General features: G+C 70.1%; 20 protein-coding genes and 1 riboswitch. Of the genes, 12 read left to right on the top strand and 8 right to left on the bottom strand.

Annotated features, from left to right (window positions below; translation table 11 throughout):
- Window positions 1-46: 46 nt before the first annotated feature.
- From ABT352_RS26545 to ABT352_RS26520, 6 genes are all read left to right on the top strand, one after another.
- Window positions 47-493, top strand: a complete 447-nt coding sequence (locus ABT352_RS26545; RefSeq protein ID WP_350947644.1) for a hypothetical protein — start codon at window positions 47-49, stop codon at window positions 491-493.
- On the top strand, window positions 490-678 hold the full coding sequence (locus ABT352_RS26540; protein ID WP_350947643.1) for a hypothetical protein: 189 nt from the start codon (window positions 490-492) through the stop codon (window positions 676-678). The genes ABT352_RS26545 and ABT352_RS26540 overlap by 4 nt, the downstream gene beginning before the upstream one ends.
- Complete coding sequence (locus ABT352_RS26535; protein ID WP_350947642.1) at window positions 675-1,409, top strand: Asp23/Gls24 family envelope stress response protein; 735 nt, start codon at window positions 675-677, stop codon at window positions 1,407-1,409. Before ABT352_RS26540 ends, ABT352_RS26535 begins: the two co-directional genes overlap by 4 nt.
- Window positions 1,409-2,227 carry a DUF6286 domain-containing protein gene (locus ABT352_RS26530; RefSeq protein ID WP_350947641.1) on the top strand — a complete coding sequence of 273 codons (819 nt, stop codon included), beginning with the start codon at window positions 1,409-1,411 and terminating at the stop codon, window positions 2,225-2,227. Before ABT352_RS26535 ends, ABT352_RS26530 begins: the two co-directional genes overlap by 1 nt.
- A gap of 5 nt (window positions 2,228-2,232) precedes the next feature.
- Complete coding sequence (locus ABT352_RS26525; protein WP_350947640.1) at window positions 2,233-2,820, top strand: Asp23/Gls24 family envelope stress response protein; 588 nt, start codon at window positions 2,233-2,235, stop codon at window positions 2,818-2,820.
- Window positions 2,821-2,881: 61 nt separating this feature from the next.
- Window positions 2,882-3,304 (top strand): antibiotic biosynthesis monooxygenase family protein, encoded by a 423-nt coding sequence (locus ABT352_RS26520; RefSeq protein WP_350947639.1) that lies wholly within the window; start codon window positions 2,882-2,884, stop codon window positions 3,302-3,304.
- Between the two features lie 184 nt (window positions 3,305-3,488).
- On the opposite strand, the gene ABT352_RS26515 is transcribed toward ABT352_RS26520, so the two are convergent.
- The gene (locus ABT352_RS26515) at window positions 3,489-4,085 is read right to left on the bottom strand and encodes an HD domain-containing protein (protein ID WP_350947638.1); all 597 of its coding nucleotides are present in this window, start codon (window positions 4,083-4,085) and stop codon (window positions 3,489-3,491) included.
- Window positions 4,086-4,431: 346 nt separating this feature from the next.
- Here ABT352_RS26515 and ABT352_RS26510 point away from each other — a divergent pair, with 346 nt between their 5' ends.
- Window positions 4,432-6,111 (top strand): heparinase II/III domain-containing protein, encoded by a 1,680-nt coding sequence (locus tag ABT352_RS26510; protein WP_350947637.1) that lies wholly within the window; start codon window positions 4,432-4,434, stop codon window positions 6,109-6,111.
- 182 nt (window positions 6,112-6,293) lie between these two features.
- On the opposite strand, the gene cimA is transcribed toward ABT352_RS26510, so the two are convergent.
- A complete protein-coding gene (gene cimA, locus ABT352_RS26505) occupies window positions 6,294-7,868 on the bottom strand; it encodes a citramalate synthase (RefSeq protein WP_350947636.1) in 1,575 nt (524 codons plus the stop codon).
- Between the two features lie 289 nt (window positions 7,869-8,157).
- Here cimA and ABT352_RS26500 point away from each other — a divergent pair, with 289 nt between their 5' ends.
- Both ABT352_RS26500 and ABT352_RS26495 read left to right on the top strand, forming a co-directional pair.
- On the top strand, window positions 8,158-8,811 hold the full coding sequence (locus ABT352_RS26500; RefSeq protein WP_350947635.1) for an O-methyltransferase: 654 nt from the start codon (window positions 8,158-8,160) through the stop codon (window positions 8,809-8,811).
- Between the two features lie 102 nt (window positions 8,812-8,913).
- A complete protein-coding gene (locus ABT352_RS26495) occupies window positions 8,914-9,504 on the top strand; it encodes a Uma2 family endonuclease (protein WP_350947634.1) in 591 nt (196 codons plus the stop codon).
- Between the two features lie 265 nt (window positions 9,505-9,769).
- On the opposite strand, the gene ABT352_RS26490 is transcribed toward ABT352_RS26495, so the two are convergent.
- Together ABT352_RS26490 and ABT352_RS26485 are read right to left on the bottom strand one after the other, a co-directional pair.
- Window positions 9,770-10,864, bottom strand: a complete 1,095-nt coding sequence (locus tag ABT352_RS26490) for a branched-chain amino acid aminotransferase (protein ID WP_350947633.1) — start codon at window positions 10,862-10,864, stop codon at window positions 9,770-9,772.
- A gap of 173 nt (window positions 10,865-11,037) precedes the next feature.
- On the bottom strand, window positions 11,038-12,084 hold the full coding sequence (locus ABT352_RS26485) for a 3-isopropylmalate dehydrogenase (RefSeq protein ID WP_350947632.1): 1,047 nt from the start codon (window positions 12,082-12,084) through the stop codon (window positions 11,038-11,040).
- A 140-nt stretch (window positions 12,085-12,224) separates the two neighbouring features.
- A riboswitch (cyclic di-AMP (ydaO/yuaA leader) is annotated at window positions 12,225-12,458 on the top strand.
- Here ABT352_RS26485 and ABT352_RS26480 point away from each other — a divergent pair.
- Window positions 12,446-13,054, top strand: coding sequence for a C40 family peptidase (locus tag ABT352_RS26480; protein ID WP_350947631.1), 609 nt, complete (start codon window positions 12,446-12,448; stop codon window positions 13,052-13,054). (Overlaps the previous riboswitch by 13 nt.)
- Window positions 13,055-13,660: 606 nt before the next feature.
- Here the strand turns inward: ABT352_RS26480 and serA are convergent.
- A complete protein-coding gene (gene serA, locus ABT352_RS26475; protein ID WP_350947630.1) occupies window positions 13,661-15,250 on the bottom strand; it encodes a phosphoglycerate dehydrogenase in 1,590 nt (529 codons plus the stop codon).
- 284 nt (window positions 15,251-15,534) lie between these two features.
- On the opposite strand from serA, the gene ABT352_RS26470 reads away from it, so the two are divergent.
- Window positions 15,535-16,389, top strand: a complete 855-nt coding sequence (locus ABT352_RS26470; protein ID WP_350947629.1) for a hypothetical protein — start codon at window positions 15,535-15,537, stop codon at window positions 16,387-16,389.
- A 71-nt stretch (window positions 16,390-16,460) separates the two neighbouring features.
- Here the strand turns inward: ABT352_RS26470 and ABT352_RS26465 are convergent, their stop codons facing one another.
- The 3 genes from ABT352_RS26465 to ABT352_RS26455 all read right to left on the bottom strand — a co-directional run bounded on the left by ABT352_RS26465 (window position 16,461) and on the right by ABT352_RS26455 (window position 20,495).
- Window positions 16,461-19,049 (bottom strand): FtsX-like permease family protein, encoded by a 2,589-nt coding sequence (locus tag ABT352_RS26465; RefSeq protein WP_350947650.1) that lies wholly within the window; start codon window positions 19,047-19,049, stop codon window positions 16,461-16,463.
- Between the two features lie 49 nt (window positions 19,050-19,098).
- Window positions 19,099-19,806, bottom strand: a complete 708-nt coding sequence (locus tag ABT352_RS26460) for an ABC transporter ATP-binding protein (protein ID WP_350947628.1) — start codon at window positions 19,804-19,806, stop codon at window positions 19,099-19,101.
- Between the two features lie 98 nt (window positions 19,807-19,904).
- Window positions 19,905-20,495: a PadR family transcriptional regulator gene (locus tag ABT352_RS26455; protein WP_350947627.1), complete on the bottom strand. Its 591-nt coding sequence runs from the start codon at window positions 20,493-20,495 to the stop codon at window positions 19,905-19,907.
- A gap of 88 nt (window positions 20,496-20,583) precedes the next feature.
- Here ABT352_RS26455 and ABT352_RS26450 point away from each other — a divergent pair, with 88 nt between their 5' ends.
- Window positions 20,584-21,120 (top strand): FHA domain-containing protein, encoded by a 537-nt coding sequence (locus ABT352_RS26450; RefSeq protein ID WP_350947626.1) that lies wholly within the window; start codon window positions 20,584-20,586, stop codon window positions 21,118-21,120.
- The last annotated feature ends 4 nt before the right edge of the window (window positions 21,121-21,124 follow it).

Genomic DNA, 21,124 nt, shown 5'->3' with positions numbered 1-21,124 from the left:
CGGACCGGAGGCGCGAAGACCGGGCATCCCGACACCCGCGACGGCCATGCCGGCTCACCGGCCCGAGGATCCGTCCCGCAGGCCGCCTGCCATACCCCGGCAGAAGGCCGCGCCCACACGCAGGCCGGAGGCCCCGGCCCGCGAGACGGCCGGTCAGGGCCGGGAGGCCACGAGCCCGCCGCGCGGGGCGGTCGCCACCCGTGAGCAGGAGGCGCCGGCCCGCGAGACGGCCGGCCTCGCCCACCGGATCGCCGAGGCAGTCCTGCGCTGCCCCGACGTCGCGGATCTGTCGGGCGGGCCGTTCGGGACCGTGGCGACCTATCTGCCCGGCGAACGGTTCCCCGGTGTCGCGCTGCGCGAGAACGAGGTGGAGGTCTCTGTAGTCGTCAGGCTGGGGCGCCCGATTCCGGAGATCGCCGACGCGGTGCGAGCGGCGGTCGCCCCGATGGTGGGCGATCGGCCGGTAAACGTCCATATCGGAGGTTTGACATGAGCAGTTTCCCAGTGTGGTCCGTAGTCGGCATGTTCGTCGGTGTCCTTCTGGGCTTCGCCGCGGCCTTCGGCGGCCTCGGCGCGTTCCTGCTGGTGCTCGTACTGGGCGCCGTCGGACTCCTCATCGGTCGCTTCGTGGAGACCGGAGAGGTCGACCTCTCCCGGCTGGCGGCGAGACGGCGATGAACACCCCCGTCGAGCACCGGCCCGCGTCCTCGGGAACGACCGCGCCGCCCGCAGGGCGAGAGGATCCCGTTCCCGGCGAAACCGGGCGGTCCGGGCTGCCCGCCGTGCCCGCCCAGCCGTCGTGGCGGGGCGTACCGGCCGAGCGGCGCGGCAGGACCGAGATATCCGACCAGGTGGTGTCGCGCATCGCGGCCCACGCGGCCGGAGAGGTGCCACGGGTACGGGAGGTCGGCGAGTGGAAGCCGCTGTTCTTTCGCGGCGGCACCCACGCCACCCTCGACGCCGATCTCGCGACGCTCCAGATCGACGTGACGGTCGAGTATCCGGCCCCGATCCGTGAGGTGGCCGAGGAGGTCAGGCGTCACGTCGCCGAACGGGTCATGACCCTCACCGGCAAGGACGTCGGCCACATCGACGTCAACGTCACCGGCGTGGCTCCCGCCCGCGGCGACCGCGAGACCTCGCGGGTCCCGGACGCCGTACCGGCCGGAGAGAACCCGCGGGAGCGCTCACCGGAACGCTCGCCGGAGAACCTGGAGACCCCGGAGAACCCGGAGAGCCCGCAGGAGCCACCGCTGGAACGCTCGGCGGAGAACCCGGAGAATCCGGCGCGCGACACCGGGCAGGCCGCCGCCGGCCCTTCGGGAGGGACCGCGACGCCCGTCGACGATCCCGCCGACGATCCCACCTCGGACACCGAGGACATCGTCCCGCTACGTGAGGAGCGATGATGGCCAGGCAGGTACCCGACCCGGCGGAGCCGGTCCCCGGCGCGGAACCGACCGGCGAGACGCCCCCGCCCCGTGCGCGACCGGCCGTACCGCCGGAGTACGACACCGGCACACCACGGGCCTACGGCGACGCGGAACCCACCACATCACCGGCGTACGGCACCACCGAACCCACCACGCCGGCGTACGGCACCACCATGCCGGCCGCGCCGATGTACGGCGCGACGGAACCGGCGCCTCCGACGTACGGCACGGTGGCGAAGAACTCCTCCGCGGACCGCGCGGCGATCAGGGCCTTCCGCCCGCGCCGGGTGCTCCCCTCGGTCATCACGGCCGTCCTGATGACCGTGATCGGCCTCCTCCTCGCGCTGGAGGTCGTCTCCGCGCTGCTGGGCCGCCCACTCCGCCTGGTGCCGTACGACCGGATCCTGGCCTGGGCGACGTCGACACCGTGGAGCGACCCGCGAATGATGGCGGGCGCGGGCCTGGTCGGCCTGCTCGGCCTGCTGCTGGTGCTGCTCGCGATCATCCCCGGGAGGCCCACGCTGATCCCGGTGAGGACCGGGGACAAGGATCTGGTCATCGGCATGCGGCGCCGGGGCTTCGCCCGGTCGCTGGCTCACGCGGCCGAACAGGTGCAGGGGATCGAGCATGCCCGGGTACGGCTGCACGGGAAGGCCGTGCACGTCGCGGCCGACAGCGGCATGCGGGACACCCGCGGGCTGGCCGACGCCGTACGGGAGGCCGTGAACATGCGGATCACCGCGCTCTCCCCCGTCTGGAAGTATCCCGTCCACGTGCATCTGCGAGAGAAGTGAGCCTCATGGACGACAAGACCGCCCGGGGTAACCGGTTGGGACTGCTGATCGTGGGACTGGCGCTGATGGTCCTCAGTGCCCTCGCGATCGCACGGGGCGCGGGAGCGTTTCCGCGGACGGTGGCCCCCGCGGACAGCCCGCTCGTGGACAGCCTGGTACGCCAGCCGTTCGCCACCTACGACCCGTGGATGTGGTGGCTGATCGCGGCGGCGGGCATCGTGCTCGCACTGTTCGGCCTGCACTGGCTGTTCGCGCAGGGACGCCGCGGGAAGCTGGGCGGCATGCGGCTGGACGGCGGTCCCGGCGGGGTGACCGAGGTCGACACGGGCAGCGTGACCGACGCGGCGGCCGCCGAGGCGGGCACGCACCCCGCGATCATCAACGCCACCGCCGCCATGGTCGGTACGAGCGAGCACCCGGCCGTACGAATGCGGATGACGGTCGCCGAGGACGCGCCGATGAGCGCGGTCCGCGAGCAGCTGGGCGGGGTGGTCATCCCGCACATGCGCCAGGCCCTGGAGACCGAGCACATGCCCACCGTCGCCCGGGTGAGCCTGGAGAACGCGCCGCGCCGCTCAAGGACCGTCGTCTGACCCACGTGACGGAGCGCCGATCATAGAGTGATCGGCGAAACCAACGCTTCGAGGAGACGATGTGCCTTCGGTCGTGAAGATAAACGTGCTGACGGTGCCCGAGGAGATGCGCGAGCAGCTGGAACGCCGCTTCTCCGGGCGGGCGGGGATCGTCGAGTCCGCGGACGGATTCGAGTGGTTCGAGCTGCTTCGCCCCGTGGACGGCGGCGACCGGTACCTGGTCTACACCCGCTGGCGCTCCGAGGAGGACTTCAAACGCTGGACCGAGAGCCAGGCCTTCCAGCGGGGCCACGCCCAGGCCGCCGCCGAGGCGGGCGAGGGAGCGGGGCAGGGCGACGCCCCCGGCACGGCCCAGGGACACGGGCACGGCCAGGGCGCGGGTCCGGCCCAGGGACACGGCCACGGGCAGGGGCCGGCCGCCACCGGAGCCGAGCTGTGGTCCTTCGAGGTCGTCCAGAGCACCGGTCCCGCACCGGGAGCCTGACGGGGGGCGAGGAGGACTCCCGGCGGGGAGTCCTCAGCGGTCCCCTCGGACGGTTCGGGGCGCCCCTGACCGGCCCGAGTCCGGAGCACCTCAGCGGTTCGGGCGAAGAAGCCCTCCGGCCGCCCTTGAACCGGAAGTTCTTCAGCGGCTCGGACGGGGGACTCAGGGGACCGGCGGGGAGTCCTCAGTGGTCAAGGGGGTTGGCGGCGATGCGCTCGGCGACCCCCGCGCGGACGAATCGCCCGGCCAGGCTGTCCGGCTTGCGCGCGGCCTGGTCGACGAAGCACGCGGTGAACTCCGGGCCGATGCCCAGCCGGGGGTGGCGTTCCAGCACCTCGGCGCGGAGCTCCGCGGGGAAGTTCTCCACTCCCCGCCCGGAGATGTCGAGCCCGGTGGACAGTTCGAGAAGATGTCCCTCGGGGTCCTGCTCGGGGTCGACCTTGTCCCACATGTGGCGTACGACGATCTCCGACGCGCGTACGCGGCGCTCCACGGGCCACCCCGCCCCGGCGGCGAAGACCCACGCGACGTGGCCCCCCGCCTCCTCGAACGGCACGGTGTGGCTGTCGAACTCCCTCACGAGGCCGATGTCGTGCATCATCGAGGCGACGTACAGCAGTTCGTCGTCGAAGGCGATGCCGTTCATCGCGCCGTAGGCCGCCGCCCACAGGTAGGCGCGGACGGAGTGGTTGAGCAGGGCGGGCGAACAGTAGGCGGTCGCCACCTCCAGCGCGCCACGTGCGGCCGGTGTGCCGGGGATGACGATGTCGGCGAGTCTCATGCCCCGAGCCTGCCGAAACGCGAGGACCCGCGCGAGTGGTCGCAGGGCCATCGACCGATGGAATCACGCCACGGTACGAGTGTGGGTTCACCGCCCGTACCGTGAGGGTGAGGAGCGGCGCAGGCGACACCCGACGCGGCGCGGCGACACGAGCGGCACCGACCGCACCGACCGCACCGACCGGCCAACGCTGTGACCTCTGTGAATCGCGTGACGGCTGTGAGGAAACTGGGAGACCCGCATCTAGTTGCTAACGATGTTCCGGAAGCGACCACCCCAGCTTGACCGGTTTGGTGGGATTCGGAAGCATGATCCACCTCCCCCGTTCGGCCCGGAAGGAACTGGCGTGCGCCGCCGCACACAAGCACTCGCTCTCTCCCTCATCCTCCTGATGACCTGCGGCGTCACAGCCGGTACCGCGGAGGCGAGGGAGGCGAAACGCACCACCGAGTGCCAGGGCGACTGGCTCCCCGCCACCCCGACGGGGGCGGACATCATGAACGGCGAGCTCGCCTTTCTCGCCCTGGACCCGGTGAAGATCGGCAAGGACGTCAACTGGCGCACCGATCCCTACCGCAACCGCTCGTGGAGCATGGTCTTCCACTCGCTGCGCTGGATGGGCCGTCTCGTCGCCGACTACGAGACGAACGGCAACGAGGCCTACCTGGCGCGGGCCGTCGAGATCGCGAAGGACTGGGTGGCGGACAACCCCCGCGGCGGCGCGAAGACCAGCCCGTACGCCTGGCAGGAGCACCCGATCGCGCTGCGCGCCCCCGCCCTGGTCTGCCTCAGCAAGCACGTCGGCGGGTCGTGGCTCTCCGGCAGCCTGGCCGAGCACGCGAAGATGCTCTCCGACCCCAAGCTGTACGAGAAGGGCCACAACCACGGGATCGACCAGGACATCGCGCTGCTCGGCATCGGCTGCCGCTACGGCCGTGACCAGTGGTCCAGCCTCGCGATCAGGCGGCTCACCGAGACCGTGAAGCTCGACGTCGACTCCCAGGGCGCGCTGCGCGAGCAGGCCCCGCGCTACGCGCTCTACGTCTACGACCGCCTGAAGGTCGCGATGGACGACATCAGGGCCTGCAAGCGGAAGGTGCCCGCCGACATCTCCAGGCGCTGGAAGTCGCTGGAGGACTTCATCTCCCACTCCACCCAGCCCGACGGGTTCATGGTCCCGATCGGTGACGGCGGCGCGGACGTGCGGCCGGTCGGCTACAGCCACCCGAAGCAGGCCGTACGGGTGTTCCGGGGCGGCTACGTCTACGGGCGCACCGCCTGGGACAAGCCCGAGTCGGCGTTCTACTCCATCCGCTTCGGGCCCGGCATGAAGTATCACGGCCACGAGGACCACCTGGGCGTGACCTACTACGCCCAGGGCCGTAACGTCCTGGTCGACGCCGGCTTCGACTCCTACGAGAACAGCGGCTACCGCCACTGGACGATGTCCCCCGAGGCCCACAACACCTCGATGGTGGCCGGGGCGAGATTCCGCGGCAAGACCGCCACCGCGCTGAGCAGGTCCTCGATCGGCTCCGACCGGCAGAGTTACCGGCTCACCGACAGGGCCTACGGCGTGCCCAGGACCCGCTCGGTGCTCGTCAACCACCGCGAGGACGTGATGGCCGTGCTGGACACGGTTCCCAAGGGCTCGAAGGTCCGCAACATCTGGCACTTCTCCCACGAACTGTCCACCGTCTCCAGCAGCGGCGGCCAGGTCGTGGTGAAGGACAAGACGGGCTGGAAGGCGACGCTCGTCCAGGTCTCGATGCCGTCCTGCAAGCCGGTCTCGGGACTGAAGGTGGTCCAGGGTCAGAAGAACCCCTACCAGGGCTGGGTCTCCTCCTCCTACCTGCTGAAGCACCCCGCCCCCGCGGTCGTCTCGCCCGCCTCGGGCGACGCCGTGCTGACCGTGGTGGTGCCCGGCACCGGCAGTCCGTCGCTCTCCTGCTCGGGCGGCAAGGTCAGCCTGGAGACCTCTGAGGGCCAGGTGAGCTTCCGCGTGCGCGGCGCCGACCTCTCCTGACGGTCTCCCCCGCCCGAGAAGAGTCCTCTCCGGCGGCCTTCCCGCCGAGCCTGACGGCTCTCCTCGCCGGAGACGACACGGGCGGGTGCCTCCCGGCACCCGCCCGTTCACCGTGAGGAGGTCTCCCGGCGGCCCTTTCCCGACAGCGCCCGCCGCCCCCCAGGGCTGTGGCGGGGCGGCTGTCAGACGGCGTGGCCCGCGCGCAGGAGCCCGAAGGTCACCGCCTGCTCAAGCGCCTGCCAGGAGGCCTCGATGATGTTCTCGTCGACGCCGACCGTGGACCACTCCCCGGCCGCGTCGCTGGAGGTGATCAGCACGCGCGTGACGGCGTCGGTGCCGTGCGTACCCTCCAGGATCCGCACCTTGAAGTCGATCAGCTCGACCCCCGCCAGCTCGGGGTAGAGCCGCTCCAGGCCCAGCCGCACGGCCCGGTCGAGGGCGTTGACCGGGCCGTTGCCCTCACCGGTGGCGATGATCCGCTCCCCCTTGGCGTGCAGCTTCACGGTGGCCTCGCTCACGACCTCGCCGCCTCGCGCCCGCTCGACGATCACCCTCCAGGACTCGACCTGGAAGTGGCGCCTGCTCTCGCCCGCGACGGTGTCGCGCAACAGGAGCTCGAAGGAGGCGTCGGCGGCCTCGAAGGTGTAGCCCTTCGACTCCATCTCCTTGACCCGGTTCACCAGCTCCCGTGAGGTGTCGGAGGACAGCTCGTAACCCAGCTCGCGCCCCTTGAGCTCGACCGAGGCGCGCCCGGCCATGTCGGAGACGAGCATGCGCATGTCGTTGCCGACCTCGGCGGGGTCGATGTGCTGGTAGAGGTTGGGATCGACCTTGATCGCGCTGGCGTGCAGCCCGGCCTTGTGCGCGAAGGCGGAGACGCCCACGTAGGGAGCGTGGGAGTTGGGGGTGACGTTGGTGACCTCGGTGATCGCGTGGGCGATCCTGGTCATGTCGGCCAGCGCCTCCTTCGGCACGAGGTCGAATCCCCGCTTGAGCTGCAGGTTCGCCACCACGGTGAAGAGGTTGGCGTTGCCCGACCGCTCGCCGTAGCCGTTGGCGCAGCCCTGCACGTGGGTGGCGCCCGCCTTGACCGCGGCCAGCGAGTTGGCGACCGCGCAGCCGGTGTCGTCGTGGCAGTGGATGCCGATCCTCGCCGACGTCCCGACGGCCGCGTGCACCACCTCGGCCAGCTCGTCGGGGAGCATGCCCCCGTTGGTGTCGCACAGCGCGATGACCGAGGCTCCCGCCTCGGCCGCGGTGCGCAGGACCTCCAGCGCGTAGTCGGGGTTGGACTTGTAACCGTCGAAGAAGTGTTCCGCGTCGAGGAAGACTCTCTGGCCCTCCGCACGAAGGTGGGAGACCGTGTCGCGGATCATCGCGAGGTTCTCCTGAAGGGTCGTGCGGAGGGCCAGCTCCACGTGCCGGTCGTGACTCTTGGCGACAAGGGTTACGACCGGCGCGCCGGATTCGCGCAGCGCGGCCACCAATGGGTCGTCGGCTGCCTTCACACCTGCCCGGCGGGTCGCGCCGAACGCGGCGAGCTGCGCGTGCTTCAGGTCGAGCTCTGTTTGAGCGCGCCTGAAGAATTCCGTGTCCTTGGGGTTGGCTCCCGGCCAGCCTCCCTCGATGAAGCCGACGCCCAGACCGTCCAGGTGACGCGCGATGGCCAGTTTGTCGGCCACCGTGAGGTTGAGCCCCTCCTGCTGGGCACCGTCACGGAGAGTCGTGTCGTACACGTGGAAACGATCGTCGGCCATGTCAATCTCCTTCGCGGTTCGATGATTCGCCGCGCGCTCGTTCGGCTTCTGGAAACAAAAATGACCCCTCACGGACGTGAGAGGTCTGCGCGCCGGCGGTGTCCCTTTTCAGCCGGCGCGCCTGCCGATAATGAGCAGACCGTAGAACATGATGCTTCGGAGTCTGCCACACGCCGACACCATCTGACACATCGATCTCAGGATCCGAGATCCGCGGCGTGCCCGAACGGCCCGGGACACGGCCTGGAATCACCCCCGTCGCCGTCCGGCACCGGCGAGAATGGGCCCCATGAAGGCGACTTATCTCGACCCCACCGTGGGGCAGTATCTGCTCGCGCACACCAGCCAGCCCGACGACGTCCTCGACGCCCTCGCCGTCGAGACCCGCGAGCTGACCGGCGACAACGCGTCCATGCAGATCTCCCCCGACCAGGGGCGTTTCCTTACCATGATCGCCCAGCTCTGCGGCGCCAGGAACGCGGTGGAGGTGGGCACCTTCACCGGCTACTCCTCCATCTGCCTCGCCAGAGGGCTCGCTCCCGGCGGCGGGCTCACCTGCTTCGACGTGAGCGAGGAGTGGACGGCGGTCGCCCGGAGTTACTGGGAGAAAGCGCAGGTCGCCGACCGCATCGAGCTGAGGATCGGGCCCGCGGCCGAGCGGCTGCGCGAGCTTCCCGAACACCCGGCCGTCGACCTGGCGTTCATCGACGCCGACAAGGTCAACTATCCCGTCTACTACGAGATCCTCATGTCGCGCCTGGCCCCCGGCGGGGTGATCCTCGTCGACAACACCCTGTGGAGCGGGCACGTCGCCGACCCCACCAGGGACGACGAGACCGTGCGGCACATCCGCGAGTTCAACGACATGGTGAGCGCCGACGAGCGGGTCACCTCGATCATGCTTCCCATCGCCGACGGCCTCACCATGATTCGAAAGCACTGACGAAAACTTTCCCGAATCGCGGGCGAAGGAAAACCTTTCCGATTACTGTAAGCGATGTGACAAACACGTTGCGCCCACCCGCGCGGAGGGAAGGATGACCTCATGGCCAAGACCCTGGAACGCCGCGAGGCGAAGCCCGTGTCCACCAACCATCAGGAGCTCGAAGCGCACTACCAGAGGACCTGCGACCAGTGGCCCGACCGTAAGGTCGAGATCATCAACGGCCGGATCGTGGTGAGGGAGTTGCCCACACTCAACCACGCCAAGAGCATCCTGCAGTTGTTGATCCAGCTCATCCCGTTCGCCACGGAACAGGGCTGGCATCCCGTATACGACGTCAAGCTCTTCCTGGGCGTCCAGAAAGATCGTTATCGGCCCGATCTCCTTGTCCTGCCGAAGTCTCCCCGCATGTGGGACGAGGAGAACGTCTATGCGGAGGAGACGCTGCTCGTCGTGGAGGTGGTCTCCCCCAGTAGTCGGAGCGACGACCACGTCACCAAACCGGAAAACTGCGCGATCGCCGGGGTTCCGCTCTATCTGGTGATCGACGCCACCCAGAATCTCGCCCGGCTCCTCAGCCATCCCGGGGAGAGGGGCTACCAGCGGCAACACCAGGTGACCCTTGGAGAGCCCCTTGAGCTCCCCGCTCCCTGGAACCTCACGATCGACACCGGCAAGCTGACCGAAGGGTAGGCCCACTCGGCGGGAGGCCCGGCCGGGGCGGGAGGCCGGAGCCCCCGCCGAGCGGGGATCCCCGGACGCCTCGACCGGGCCTCTCCCGCACGGGATCGGCCCTGCACTCCGCGCGCGACCTCGATCAACCTGAAGTGATCACTCGTCGCACCGGATCGGACACGGCCGCTGACCCGCGACGACACGACGCGTGTGGAAAACGCGGGCAACGGATCGTGTGGACCCAGCCATACGCTCCGTCGCCCTCGACGTCGGTGGAAGGCGGTCAGCAGATCTTGTGGACCCAGCTGTGCGGGTCGGGACGGGTCCCGTACTGGATCCCCACGAGCTCCTCGCGGATCTTCGAGGTGACGGGCCCCTGGGTGCCGTCGCCGATCGTCCAGGCGCGGTCGGCGCCCTTGACCGAGCCGACCGGGGTGACGACCGCGGCGGTGCCGCAGGCGAAGACCTCGGTGAGCTCGCCCGTCTCGCAGCCCTGCTGCCACTCCTCGACCGACAGGCGCCCCTCCTCGGCCTGGAGGCCGAGGTCGGAGGCGAGGGAGAGGATCGAGTCACGGGTGATGCCGGGCAGGAGGGTGCCGGTGAGCGCCGGGGTGAGCAGGCGGTCTCCGTAGACGAAGAACAGGTTCATCCCGCCCATCTCCTCGACGTAGCGGTGCTCGCCCGCATCCAGCCAGACCACCTGGTCGCAGCCCTGCTCGACGGCCTGGCGCTGGGCGACGAAGGCCGCCGCGTAGTTGCCGCCGCACTTGGCGAAGCCGGTGCCGCCGGGGGCCGCGCGGGTGTACTCGGTGGAGAGCCAGACCGTCACGGCCTGCCCGCCTCCGAAGTAGGCCGCCGCCGGAGAGGCGATGACCATGTACTTGTAGCTCCTGGACGGGTAGTTGACGCCGAGCGCCGGCTGCGTGGCGATCATGAAGGGGCGCAGATAGAGGCTGTGCCCCGGCGTGGTCGGGACCCACTCGCGGTCGGTCTGGACGAGCAGCTCCAGCGACTCGACGAACGTCTCCTCGGGCAGTTCGGGCATGGCCATCCGCAGCGCGGAGCTGTTGAAGCGGGCGGCGTTCGCCTCCGGCCGGAAGGCCACGATCGCGCCGTTCTCCTGGCGGTAGGCCTTGAGCCCTTCGAAAAGCTCCTGCGCGTAGTGGAAGACCGACGTCGCGGGGTCGAGGCTGAGCGGGCCGTACGGCATGAGCCTGGCGTCGTGCCAGCCCTCACCCTCGGTGTAGTCGATCGAGATCATGTGGTCGGTGAAGACCTGACCGAACCCGGGACTCGCCATTACCTGCTCGCGCTCTGCCGCGGTGCGAGCGTGGTCGGAGAGCTGCACGTCGAAGCTGAGCTTCTGAGCGGTGGTCATCGCACGGATCCTTCTCTTGAGGTCTGGCTTACCCTTGGGTCCATTCTGCGTCGGACCGGGTAACGGGAAACTACTCCATCCATGCCGAAAACCGGCAGTGCTGGAGAAACAAAAACGCGCCTGGCGGCTCAGGTGAGCCGCCAGGCGCGTCGGGGTCGAGGGAGGCGGCTTCCTCAGCCGGCTACTCGGGCGGTGATGTCGTCGCCGATCTCGTGGGTGGTCCGGCCGGCCCGGCCGGCCGTCCGCTCGACCAGGTCGTCGGCGACGGCCTGCTCGACCCTGGTGGCCTCGGCGGCCATACCGAGGTGGTCGAGGAGCATGGCGACCGACAGGATCGTGGCGGTCGGGTCGGCCTTGCCCTGGCCCGCGATGTCGGGGGCGCTGCCGTGAACCGGCTCGAACATGCTCGGCGCGGTGCGGTCGGGGTTGACGTTGCCGCTCGCCGCCAGGCCGATGCCGCCGGCGATCGCCGCGCCGATGTCGGTGAGGATGTCACCGAAGAGGTTGTCGGTGACGATCACGTCGAAGCGCTCCGGCTGGCTGACGAAGAACATCGAGGCCGCGTCGACGTGGCAGTAGTCGGTCTGGACCTCGGGATATTCCAGGCCGACGCGGTCGAAGGTGCGGGCCCAGAGGTCGCCGGCGTAGGTGAGCACGTTGGTCTTGTGGACCAGCGTCAGCTTTTTGCGGGGGCGGCCGAGCGCCTTGTCGAAGGCGTAACGCACGACGCGCTCGACGCCGTAGGCGGTGTTCAGCGACTCCTGGGTGGCGATCTCGTGCGGCGTGCCCCTGCGCATGACGCCACCCGCTCCGGCGTACGGGCCCTCGGTGCCCTCGCGGACGACGATCATGTCGATGTCCTCGGGGCGGGATCCGCCCAGCGGCGTCTCGACGCCGGGGAAGAGCTTGACCGGGCGCAGGTTCACGTAGTGGTCGAGCTGGAAGCGGAGCTTGAGCAGCAGGTCGCGCTCCAGGATGCCCGGGGGCACGCTGGGGTCGCCGACCGCGCCGAGCAGGATCGCGTCGTATCCGCGCAGTTCGTCGAGGACCGGGTCCGGCAGGGTCTCGCCGGTTTCGTGGTAGCGCTTGGCGCCGAGGTCGTAGGTGGTGGTCTCCACCTTCGTACCGACCGCTTCGAGGACCTTCAGCCCTTCGGCGACGACCTCGACTCCGATTCCGTCCCCGGGGATGACCGCCAGGCGAATGTTACGCGAATCCATGCAGGCACCTTACCGGTCCGTCTCGGCGATTGAACACCGGTCTCATTCTGCGGACGTGTTCGCACGACAGACCCTCTGATCGTTTTGTCCTTTTTTGCTCCCTATTGACCGTTTAGGGAGGTTTCGTTATGGTCCTCCCATTCACATCACTGCCTAATCCGTACGGGCCATCCCCTTACCGGGCCCGCACGGAGCCGGGGAACCACTCTTTACGGGATCTACCGCACCCCCGAGAACACCGCCCCTCCCCCGGAGCGCGTTCCCGGTCGTCATCAGGCGGATCCCTTGGGGCGAATCAGCGCGTTCTCGCGCCGTAGGGCGGCCTCCACGCCCGAGCCCGACAGCTCACCCGGCCGGCCTTATGGAAGGAATCATCCTGTCCGGCACAGTTCTCCCCCGCGTCCTGTCCATCTCCGCCTCCCTGATCCTCGCCGGCGCCGCGGTGTGCGCGACCTCGACCGCCGCCCTGGCCGCCTCCCCGCCCCCCGCCCCCGGGCCCGCGGCGCTCAAAACCCCCACGCTGAAGGAAACGCTGAAGGCGATGGACGTCAGGCCCGCCTGGCAGAAGGCCGTGCAGTGGGCCATGTCCAAGCGCGGAACGCCCTACGTCTGGGGCGGCACCGGCAACGGCGGCTTCGACTGCTCCGGCCTGATGCTCCGCGCCTACGGCGCCGCCGGGATCAAACTCCCCCGCGTCACCTACGACCAGTACGCCGCCTTCTCCAAGAAGATCGCCTGGAAGGACCTCAGAGCCGGTGACCTGGCCTTCTTCAGCGGCCTCGGCCACGTCGGCATGATCACAAAGCCCGGCTACATGGTTCACGCCCCGCAAAGCGGCGACGTCGTCAAGGAGGAGAAGCTCAGCTCCTGGCGCCGCGCCTCCTTCGTCGGCGCGGTCCGCCCCGACCCGCAGGGGGTCCAGCTCGCCAAGCGGGTCGAGCTCGCGACCGAAGTCGTGCCCGGCGGATGAGACACGCCGGCGGATCGCCGCCGGGAGGCCGTGGAGGCCCCGGTGGCGGCGAGAACGGGTTCAGCGGGTGGGGGCACCACCGTTGTCCCTGCGGTCCAGAGCGGTCTGGAGCGCGTCGGTGGCCTCGTCCTCTGTCTCCTCGGGACGGTTCCAGGGATACATGTCGTACATGGCGAATCTCGTCTCGGTCGCACGCGAGCAAGGAAGGTGGTCAAGTCTCCGGTCGGGACTCCGACCAGGCCTGATGTCGAGGGTCCGGATCACGGACCGGCGACGGGGGCTTGGAGCCGGCAAGCGCCACGACACCGCGGCGAGTCGCCGGCCTGCCCCTGTCAGGCCTCGCCGCGGCAGGTAGGAATTACGAGAACCTGGCGCATTTCATTCCAGGCTACCTGCCCACGGAAACGCCGTCTCGCCCGGCGTACACACTTCTCACATGCTGAGACGAGATGTGGCCGCCGCCCCGGTCATCGGGGCGGCGGCCACATCGGTGGACCACGGCCGTGTTTCCCGTACGTCCCCCGATCGGTCCTGGGTGATCGCATGTCGTCCTGGATCGGGAAGGGCCACCGACCCGCGACGACGCGGCACGCGCGGGAAACGGGGCTAGTCGGCCAGGTCGGCCGAGCGGCCGCTGTCGGCGCCGATCTCCGCGCCGATCTGGTCGATCACCTCGGCCGGGATCGCGGTGTCGACGGTGAGGGCGATCAGCGCCTTGCCGCCCTTGGCGTCCCGGGCCACCTGCATCGAGGCGATGTTGATCGAGTGGTCGCCGAGAATACGGCCGACCACGCCGACGATGCCGGGACGGTCGGTGTAGGTGAAGAACGACAGGTGGTCGGTGGGCTCGATCTCCATCTGGTAGCCGTTGACCTCGACGATCTTCGTGATCTGCCTCGGCCCGGACAGGGTGCCGGAGACCGAGACCGTGCGGCCGTCGGCGAGGACGCCGCGGACCGTCACGACGTTGCGCCAGTCGGGGCTCTCGGAGCTGGTGACCAGCTCGACCGACACCCCCCGGTCCTTGGCCAGCAGCGGGGCGTTGACGTAGGTGACCGAGTCCTCGACCACGTCGGTGAAGACGCCCTTGAGCGCGGCCAGCTCCAGCACGCGGACGTCGTGGGAGGCGATCTCACCGCGCACCTCGACGTCGAGCTTGGTGGCGACCTCGCCCGCGAGGGCGGTGAACACCCGGCCGAGCTTCTCGGCGAGCGGCAGACCCGGCTTGACGTCCTCGGCGACGGCACCGCCTTGGACGTTGACCGCGTCCGGCACGAACTCCCCGGCGAGGGCGAGCTTCACGCTGCGTGCGACCTGGGTGCCCGCCTTCTCCTGGGCCTCGTGGGTGGAGGCGCCCAGGTGCGGGGTGACGACGACCTGGTCGAGCTCGAAGAGCGGGCTGTCGGTGACCGGCTCCTTGGGGAACACGTCGATGCCGGCGCCGGCGACGCGGCCCTCCTTGATCGCGGAGTAGAGGGCGTTCTCGTCGATGATGCCGCCCCGGGCGACGTTGATGAGGCGCACGTTCGGCTTGACCGCGTGGAGCTCCCTGTCGCCGATGAGACCGATGGTCTCCTTGGACTTGGGCAGGTGCACCGTGATGAAGTCGGCCTCGCTCAGGGCCTCCTCGAGCGAGACCAGCCGGACGCCCATCTGCGCGGCGCGGGCCGGCTGCAGGTAGGGGTCGTAGGCGATCAGTTCGACGCCGAACGGCTGGAGGCGCTGCGCGACCAGCTGGCCGATCTTGCCGAGGCCGAGGATCGCGACGACCTTCTCGTCGAGCTCCACCCCGGTGTACTTCGAGCGCTTCCACTCGCCTCCCTTGAGCGCGGAGTGCGCCTGGGCGACGTTGCGTGCGGAGGCGAGGATGAGGGCGACGGTGTGCTCGGCGGCGCTGGTGATGTTGGAGGTCGGCGCGTTGACGACCATGACACCGGCCTTGGTGGCGGCCTCCACATCGACGTTGTCCAGGCCGACGCCCGCGCGGGCGACGACGCGGAGCCTGGGAGCGTTGGCGATCGCCTCGGCGTCGACCTGCGTGGCGCTGCGCACGATGAGCGCGTCCACGTCGGCGAGGGCGGGCAGGAACTGGGCGCGGTCGGCGCCGTCGGTGTGGCGGACTTCGAAGTCCGCGCCCAGAACCGCGAGACCAGCCTCGGAAAGTTCCTCAGCGACCAGTACGACGGGCTTGTTCACAGGCTGGATCCTTACTAGACGGTGAGGGGTGCACGGACCTCACGTAGTCTATCGGCGCTTGTGAACGCGTTCACGAGTGTCCCGCGATCCGAGACGCTTCGCGCCGCCGGGAAACCCCTCGGAGAGGCTCCGGAGACGGGTGGGACGTGAGGGGATCTCGCGACCCACGAGGCGATTACCCGTCCTTGACAGATCTCATGCACCAAAATTCAAGTTGGTCTTGATCCCAAGAAAACTTCGCTATTACCCTGATAAGCCGTGGTCCACTACCTATCGTTCCTCATATGAGCATCGGGAACCCCGCTCTCGGCAACGTACTCGCGCAGCACGGCGACCCGCACCGGCTGCTCGCGGCGCTGGCCGAATGGGGACTCCTGGTTGCCGTGCGACCCGACCGCTCCGTCGTGCTCGGCACGACCCAGGCCGGTGATCGTGTCCTGCTCGGATACACCTCGGCGGACACCTACGCGCGGCACCGCGGCAGCCACTCGCTGTCGGCGTGCGACGCCGACACCATCCTCGACATCCAACGCGTCACCGGCGTGCGGGAGATCGTGATCGACGCGGCGGGTCCGGCGGCCGCGGCCGTGCCGATCGAGGACCTCCAGCGCTACCTGCTCTCGACGCGCAGCGGCCCCACGCCCGCGCTGTCGAGCGCGGCGCCGACGGCGTACGCAACCGGGGCGATGGCCACGGTCTCGCGTCCCGCGCCCGCGCGCCCGCAGAGAACGCCGGTGCCGGCAGCGCCCTCCCAGCCGTGGATCCCGGCGCCCCGCCCGCACCTGTCGGGCCCGATGCAGATGGTGGACCCGGGATACCGCCGGTGCGACCACCCGATCCTGCCCGCGCTGCGTGCCGCGATCTCACACCTGCTCGTCGACTACCCGCTCGTCCACCACGTGTGGATCTCCGAGGCCAGTACCTCCTCGGGCGCCCCGGGGATCATGCTGCATGTGAAGGTCCACATGTCGGCGGCCGAGGACGTGGTCAGGGACATCCATCGCGGGGTGCGCGCCAGGTTGCCACAGCTCGCCGCGAGCGAGGCGCCGATCCTGATGGCGAGGGTCGCCGACGCGCGCAGCGAGCAGCGGATGGTCGAGCTGGGCGCCCACGTGGTCTGCGCCGACGTCACCGACTGACTCCGGAGCCGCGGGACACCGCGTGTTCGCCGGTCCCGCGGGTCGAGACCGGCGAGAGACCATAGGAGGCGCTAGCCGGTCCTGCGAGTCAGGGTCACCCTCGGACGAGTGAACACCCCCGCCAGCAGAGCCGCCAGCACCGGCAAGCCGATCACCACGGTCGTCAGGAGGAGCCAGGGGATCTCGAGCGTCGGCGTCCCCAGCGGGAGAGACGGGAACTCACCGACCCGGCTCAAGGAGACCTCGTACATCGGGGTCGTCATGGGCCAGGTCGCGGCGACTCCCGTCACGGCACCGGCCACCGCGCCGATCAGCGCGCCGAGCCCCGAGATGAATCCGGCCTGCCCCGCGACGACCAGTCTGCGCGTGCCGGGCGGCGCCCCGACGGCGGCCATCGTGGTCAGATCAGGCCGCATGTCCGCCGCCGCGAGCCCGGTGGCGACGAACGTACCGCCCAGCACCAGGACGAGCGCCGCGCCCAGGAGCAACCACGTCCAGGGGGCGACGTCGCCTTGGAATCCGCGCTCGACGGCGATGCGCAGGTCAGCCCTGGGCACCACCCCGGCGAGCTCCCACTCCAGTTGAGCGCCCTGCCGTTCGGTGAGCCGGCGTGCGGCCGGGTCGACGTACAGGACGCGGGGCTCGGTCTTCAGCCCGGCGTTCCGTACGGCGATGATCGGCAGCACCGCGACGGCGTGCCGGGGATCGGCGGCCTCGGCCAGGACGGCGGGAACGGTGATCTCGCGAGGCTCCGGGGCTTGGCCTCGGTAGGCGTACAGGGTCATGACGAGTTTCCCGTCCCGCACCAGCTCCGGGTCGAACACCACCGCCTTTCCCGAGGCGAACGCGGCCGAGGCCACCGGGTCGCGCCGTCCCTGCACGAGGACCAGCAGCCGCTCGTCCCCGACCGGGAGGTTTTCGTAGAAGATCGCCCTCTGGTTCTCGCCGGTCTCCCGGACCGTCAGGTTGCCTGCCACGTTTCCGACGTCCCGGACCTTGATGCCTTCGATCAGGGGCACCCCTGGCAGGATCCGCTCGACAGCGGCCCTCACCTTCGCCCAGCGATCGTCGTCGAGGTCGTTGCTCTCGATCGTCGTGGTTCCTGTCGGAACGGCCGCCTGGAAGGCGTCCCGGTTCTGGGCGAAGTCACTGTTCACCGCGATGCCGACCGCGACGACCGTGGCCGTGGCGGTCATCACCGCCGCGACGGCGGACGCGGTGCGGCCACGGTGGCGGGAGGCGTCGCGGGCGGCCAGCCGGAAGGGCAGCGGGAGCCGGGTGGCCAGGGCGGCGGCGCTCCTGACCAGCCTCGGCGCCAGCGCGACCAGCCCCAACTGGGTGAGGACCGCGGCGGCGAAGACCCAGACCACGTCGTACCTGATGGACAGGACGGTCGCCGCGACTCCGGCTGCGAGGAGTACCAGGCCCAGCACCGGGCGGCCCACCCGGTCGCGCACCGTGCTCCGGCGCTCGCCGAGCACAGCCGCCGCGTCCTGGCGTGCCGCCTGCACCGCGGGCACCAGAGCGGCGACAATCCCGCTTACCGCGCCGAGCAGGGAGACGCTCGCGATCGGAACCCAGGGAATCTCCAGGGGACCGACCGCGCCGATCAGCCGACCGCCCTCCAGCGCGGCCGAGAGCGATGCCAGGCCCACGCCGAGGACCAGGCCGAGGGCCGCGGCCCCGCCGCCGAGAACGACACCGTCTGCGAGAACGATCAGGCGCAAGTGCCTCGGCGAGCCCCCCTGGGCGGCGATCAGCGCGAGTTCCCTGCGGCGGCGGCGGAGGCCGACCGCGAAGGCGGGACCGGCGAGCAACACCACCTCCAGCACGATCATGACCCCGGCGAGTCCGATCGCCACGGGCCGGTTCTCATTGCCCGAAAGCGTGAGCCAGTTGTGATCGGGCGGGTTCTCGATGACGGCGCGGGACTGGACCACGAGTCCGACCGCGTTCAACCGCTGGACGACGGCCACGGTGACCGGTCCTGGGGTGTCGACCAGCCAGTTCGTGCCCTGGGTGCCCGGCTGGGCGAAGAGCAGGGTGCCCGGGAGTCCGACGATCTCCGCACTACGGGACCGGTGCGGGTGCTCGACCACGCCGACGACCCTCATCGGCTTCCCGGCCCGGGTGACCTCCAACCTCGCACCGAGGCGGGCTCCCCGCTCCAGTATCTTCGGGGTCACCGCGATCTCCTGAGTGGAGGCCGGGAAGCGGCCCTCGACCAGGCGGTACATTCCCGCCGTCAGAGGGTCCCGCAGGTCCACCTCACGCCCGCCCACGTGGTCGCGGCCGTCGGCGGCCTGGTAGTCGACGCTTCCCTCGTTCACCGGGAGAAACCGGCCCCCGGGTTCGAGGAGCTCTCCCACCTCGGCCTGTGTCCAGGGCCGTGTGGGACCACCGAGCGACCCGTTGCTCGACCATGCTCGGCCCCTGATGTCCTGCCTCACCTCCCCTCGTACCCCGGTGGCCCGGATCAGGACGTCGGCCGTGCCGAGTTCCGCGGCAAGGCCCTCGCGGGGGTTGATGTCGGCGGTCTCGGCCAGGGTCAGGAAACCGGTGAGGACGAGAACGGGCAGGCCGATCATCAGCATGATCAGCGCGCTGCGGCCTCTGGCCCGCAGGGCGTCCCTGCGGGAGATCCGTAACGCGGCGAGCATGGCGTTCACGTGTTCCTCCCGTCGCGCAGCCGGGTGTCCGTTCGCGTGCTCATCGAGCGCTCCCCATGGGAACCTCGGTGGAGTCGGCGATCTCGCCGTCGCGCAGGAAGACCACCCGGTCGGCCCAAGCGGCGTAGCGGGGTTCGTGGGTGACGAGCAGCGCGGCGGCTCCCGCGTCGCAGCGGGTGCGCAGGAGCTGGAGGATGTCGTCGCCGGTCGGGGTGTCGAGCGCGCCGGTGGGCTCGTCGGCCAGGATCAGCCGCCGCTCCCCCACCAGCGCGCGGGCGATGGCGACCCGCTGGCGCTGGCCACCGGAGATCTCTTCGGGGAAGCGGTCGGCGATCTCGTCCAGACCGACCTCGGTGAGCACCTCCATCGCCTCGCGGCGGGCGTTTTTGAAGGCGATCCCGTCCAACTCGCGCGGGAGGGTCACGTTCTCCAGCGCGGTGAGCGACGGGATCAGGTTGAGGTCCTGGAAGACGTAGCCCACGTGCCTGCGCCGGAGGCCGGCCAGTTCCCCGGCCCGCAGGCTCGCCAGCGGCGTGCCCTCCACGACCACGGAGCCCGAGGTGGGCAGGTCGAGGCCCCCGGCGAGGTTGAGCAGGGTGGACTTACCTGCCCCCGAGGGGCCCATCACCGCGACAAGCTCTCCGGCGCCGACGTCGAGGCTCACCCCGCGCAGCGCCGTCACGCTCTGCGGCCCGTCGCCGTGCGTGCGGGTCACGTCTGCGAGCCGGACGACCGGTTCGAAGGTCATCTGGATACCCCCGGCGCGCGGGTCTCCGGTCGTGGTCGTGGTCCTGGTAAGGGCGTCAACTGTCCGTCTCCTGTGTCTGGGGATAACGCTTCGGGAGGTCACCCGCGCGGGGATCCCGCGTCCGGGACTTCCGTGTCCGGGACCTCTGCGTTCGGGTGTTCCGCGGCCGCGGGCATTCGCGGCCGGGGGGAGGCCGTGAGCACGGCCTCGCAGTGGTCGAGCCAGCGTTGCTCGGCCTCGGCCTGGAAGATCATCGAGTCGAGCACCAGCCGCTGTGCGGGGTTCTCGGTGCTCGCGCGCCTGGCCTGGACGAACGCCTGCAACGTACGCATGGTCGCGGTGCGCTGGGCCTGGATGATCGGCCGCACATCCGTGGCGGCGGCGACCGCCAGGGCGAGCTTGATGACCAGCTCGTCCCGAGGCCGGTCCGACTGGGCGACGGGGGTGCTGAACCATCGCCCCATCTCGGCCAGACCGGCCTCGGTGATCGAGTAGACGACCCGGCCCTGCTCGTCCTGCTCGCCGGGGCTCACCAGGCCGTCGCGTTCCAGGCGAGAGAGCGTTGTGTAGACCTGGCCGATGTTGAGCGGCCAGGTCGCCCCCGTCGACGCCTCGAACTCGGCACGCAACTGGTAGCCGTAACGAGGCCCCTGACTCAGCAGGGCGAGAAGCCCCTGTCGGATCGCCATGGATACCGAGTATGCATACGCAGTATTCATGGCGCAAGAGATCTGCATATTCTGGACAGGCTCCGCCCTCGGGGCCGATACTCGGAGGATGAGCTCGACGCATCCCCCGGCCCGTGCCTCCGACGGGGACCGTGATCGCGCGATCAACGAGCTGCGCGACCGTGCCGTCGAGGGGCATCTGTCGCACGACACCTTCCTCGGCCGCGTCGACATGGCTCTGCGCGCACGCAATCAGGGCGAGCTCGACAATCTGGTCGCCGATCTTCCGCAACGCGGCCGGTTTCGCCGCATGGTCACCGAGGCCGTCGCCTCGGCCTCCGACTTCACCAAGCGGGTGGAGTCGGCCTGGCGGCGCCCGCGGCTGCCCCGGCTCGCGCTGCCCGGCGACGGCAGGACCCGCTACGTGGTGGGCCGGGGGTCGTCCTGCGATCTGGTCCTCGCCGACCTGACCGTCTCCCGGGTGCACGCCGAGCTCCGCCGTGACGAGGAGGGCTGGGTCCTCGTCGACCTCGGCTCGCTGAACGGCACCCGCCTGAACGACTGGCGCCTGGTCGGCCCGGCCAAGGTCCGGCCGGGCGACGTCGTCTCCTTCGGCGACTGCGGCTTCCTGATGATCACGCCTTAGACGC

Source organism: Streptosporangium sp. NPDC000563 (assembly GCF_040299985.1).
Lineage (GTDB): Bacteria > Actinomycetota > Actinomycetes > Streptosporangiales > Streptosporangiaceae > Streptosporangium.
This window is presented reverse-complemented; position numbering and strand designations above follow the sequence as displayed.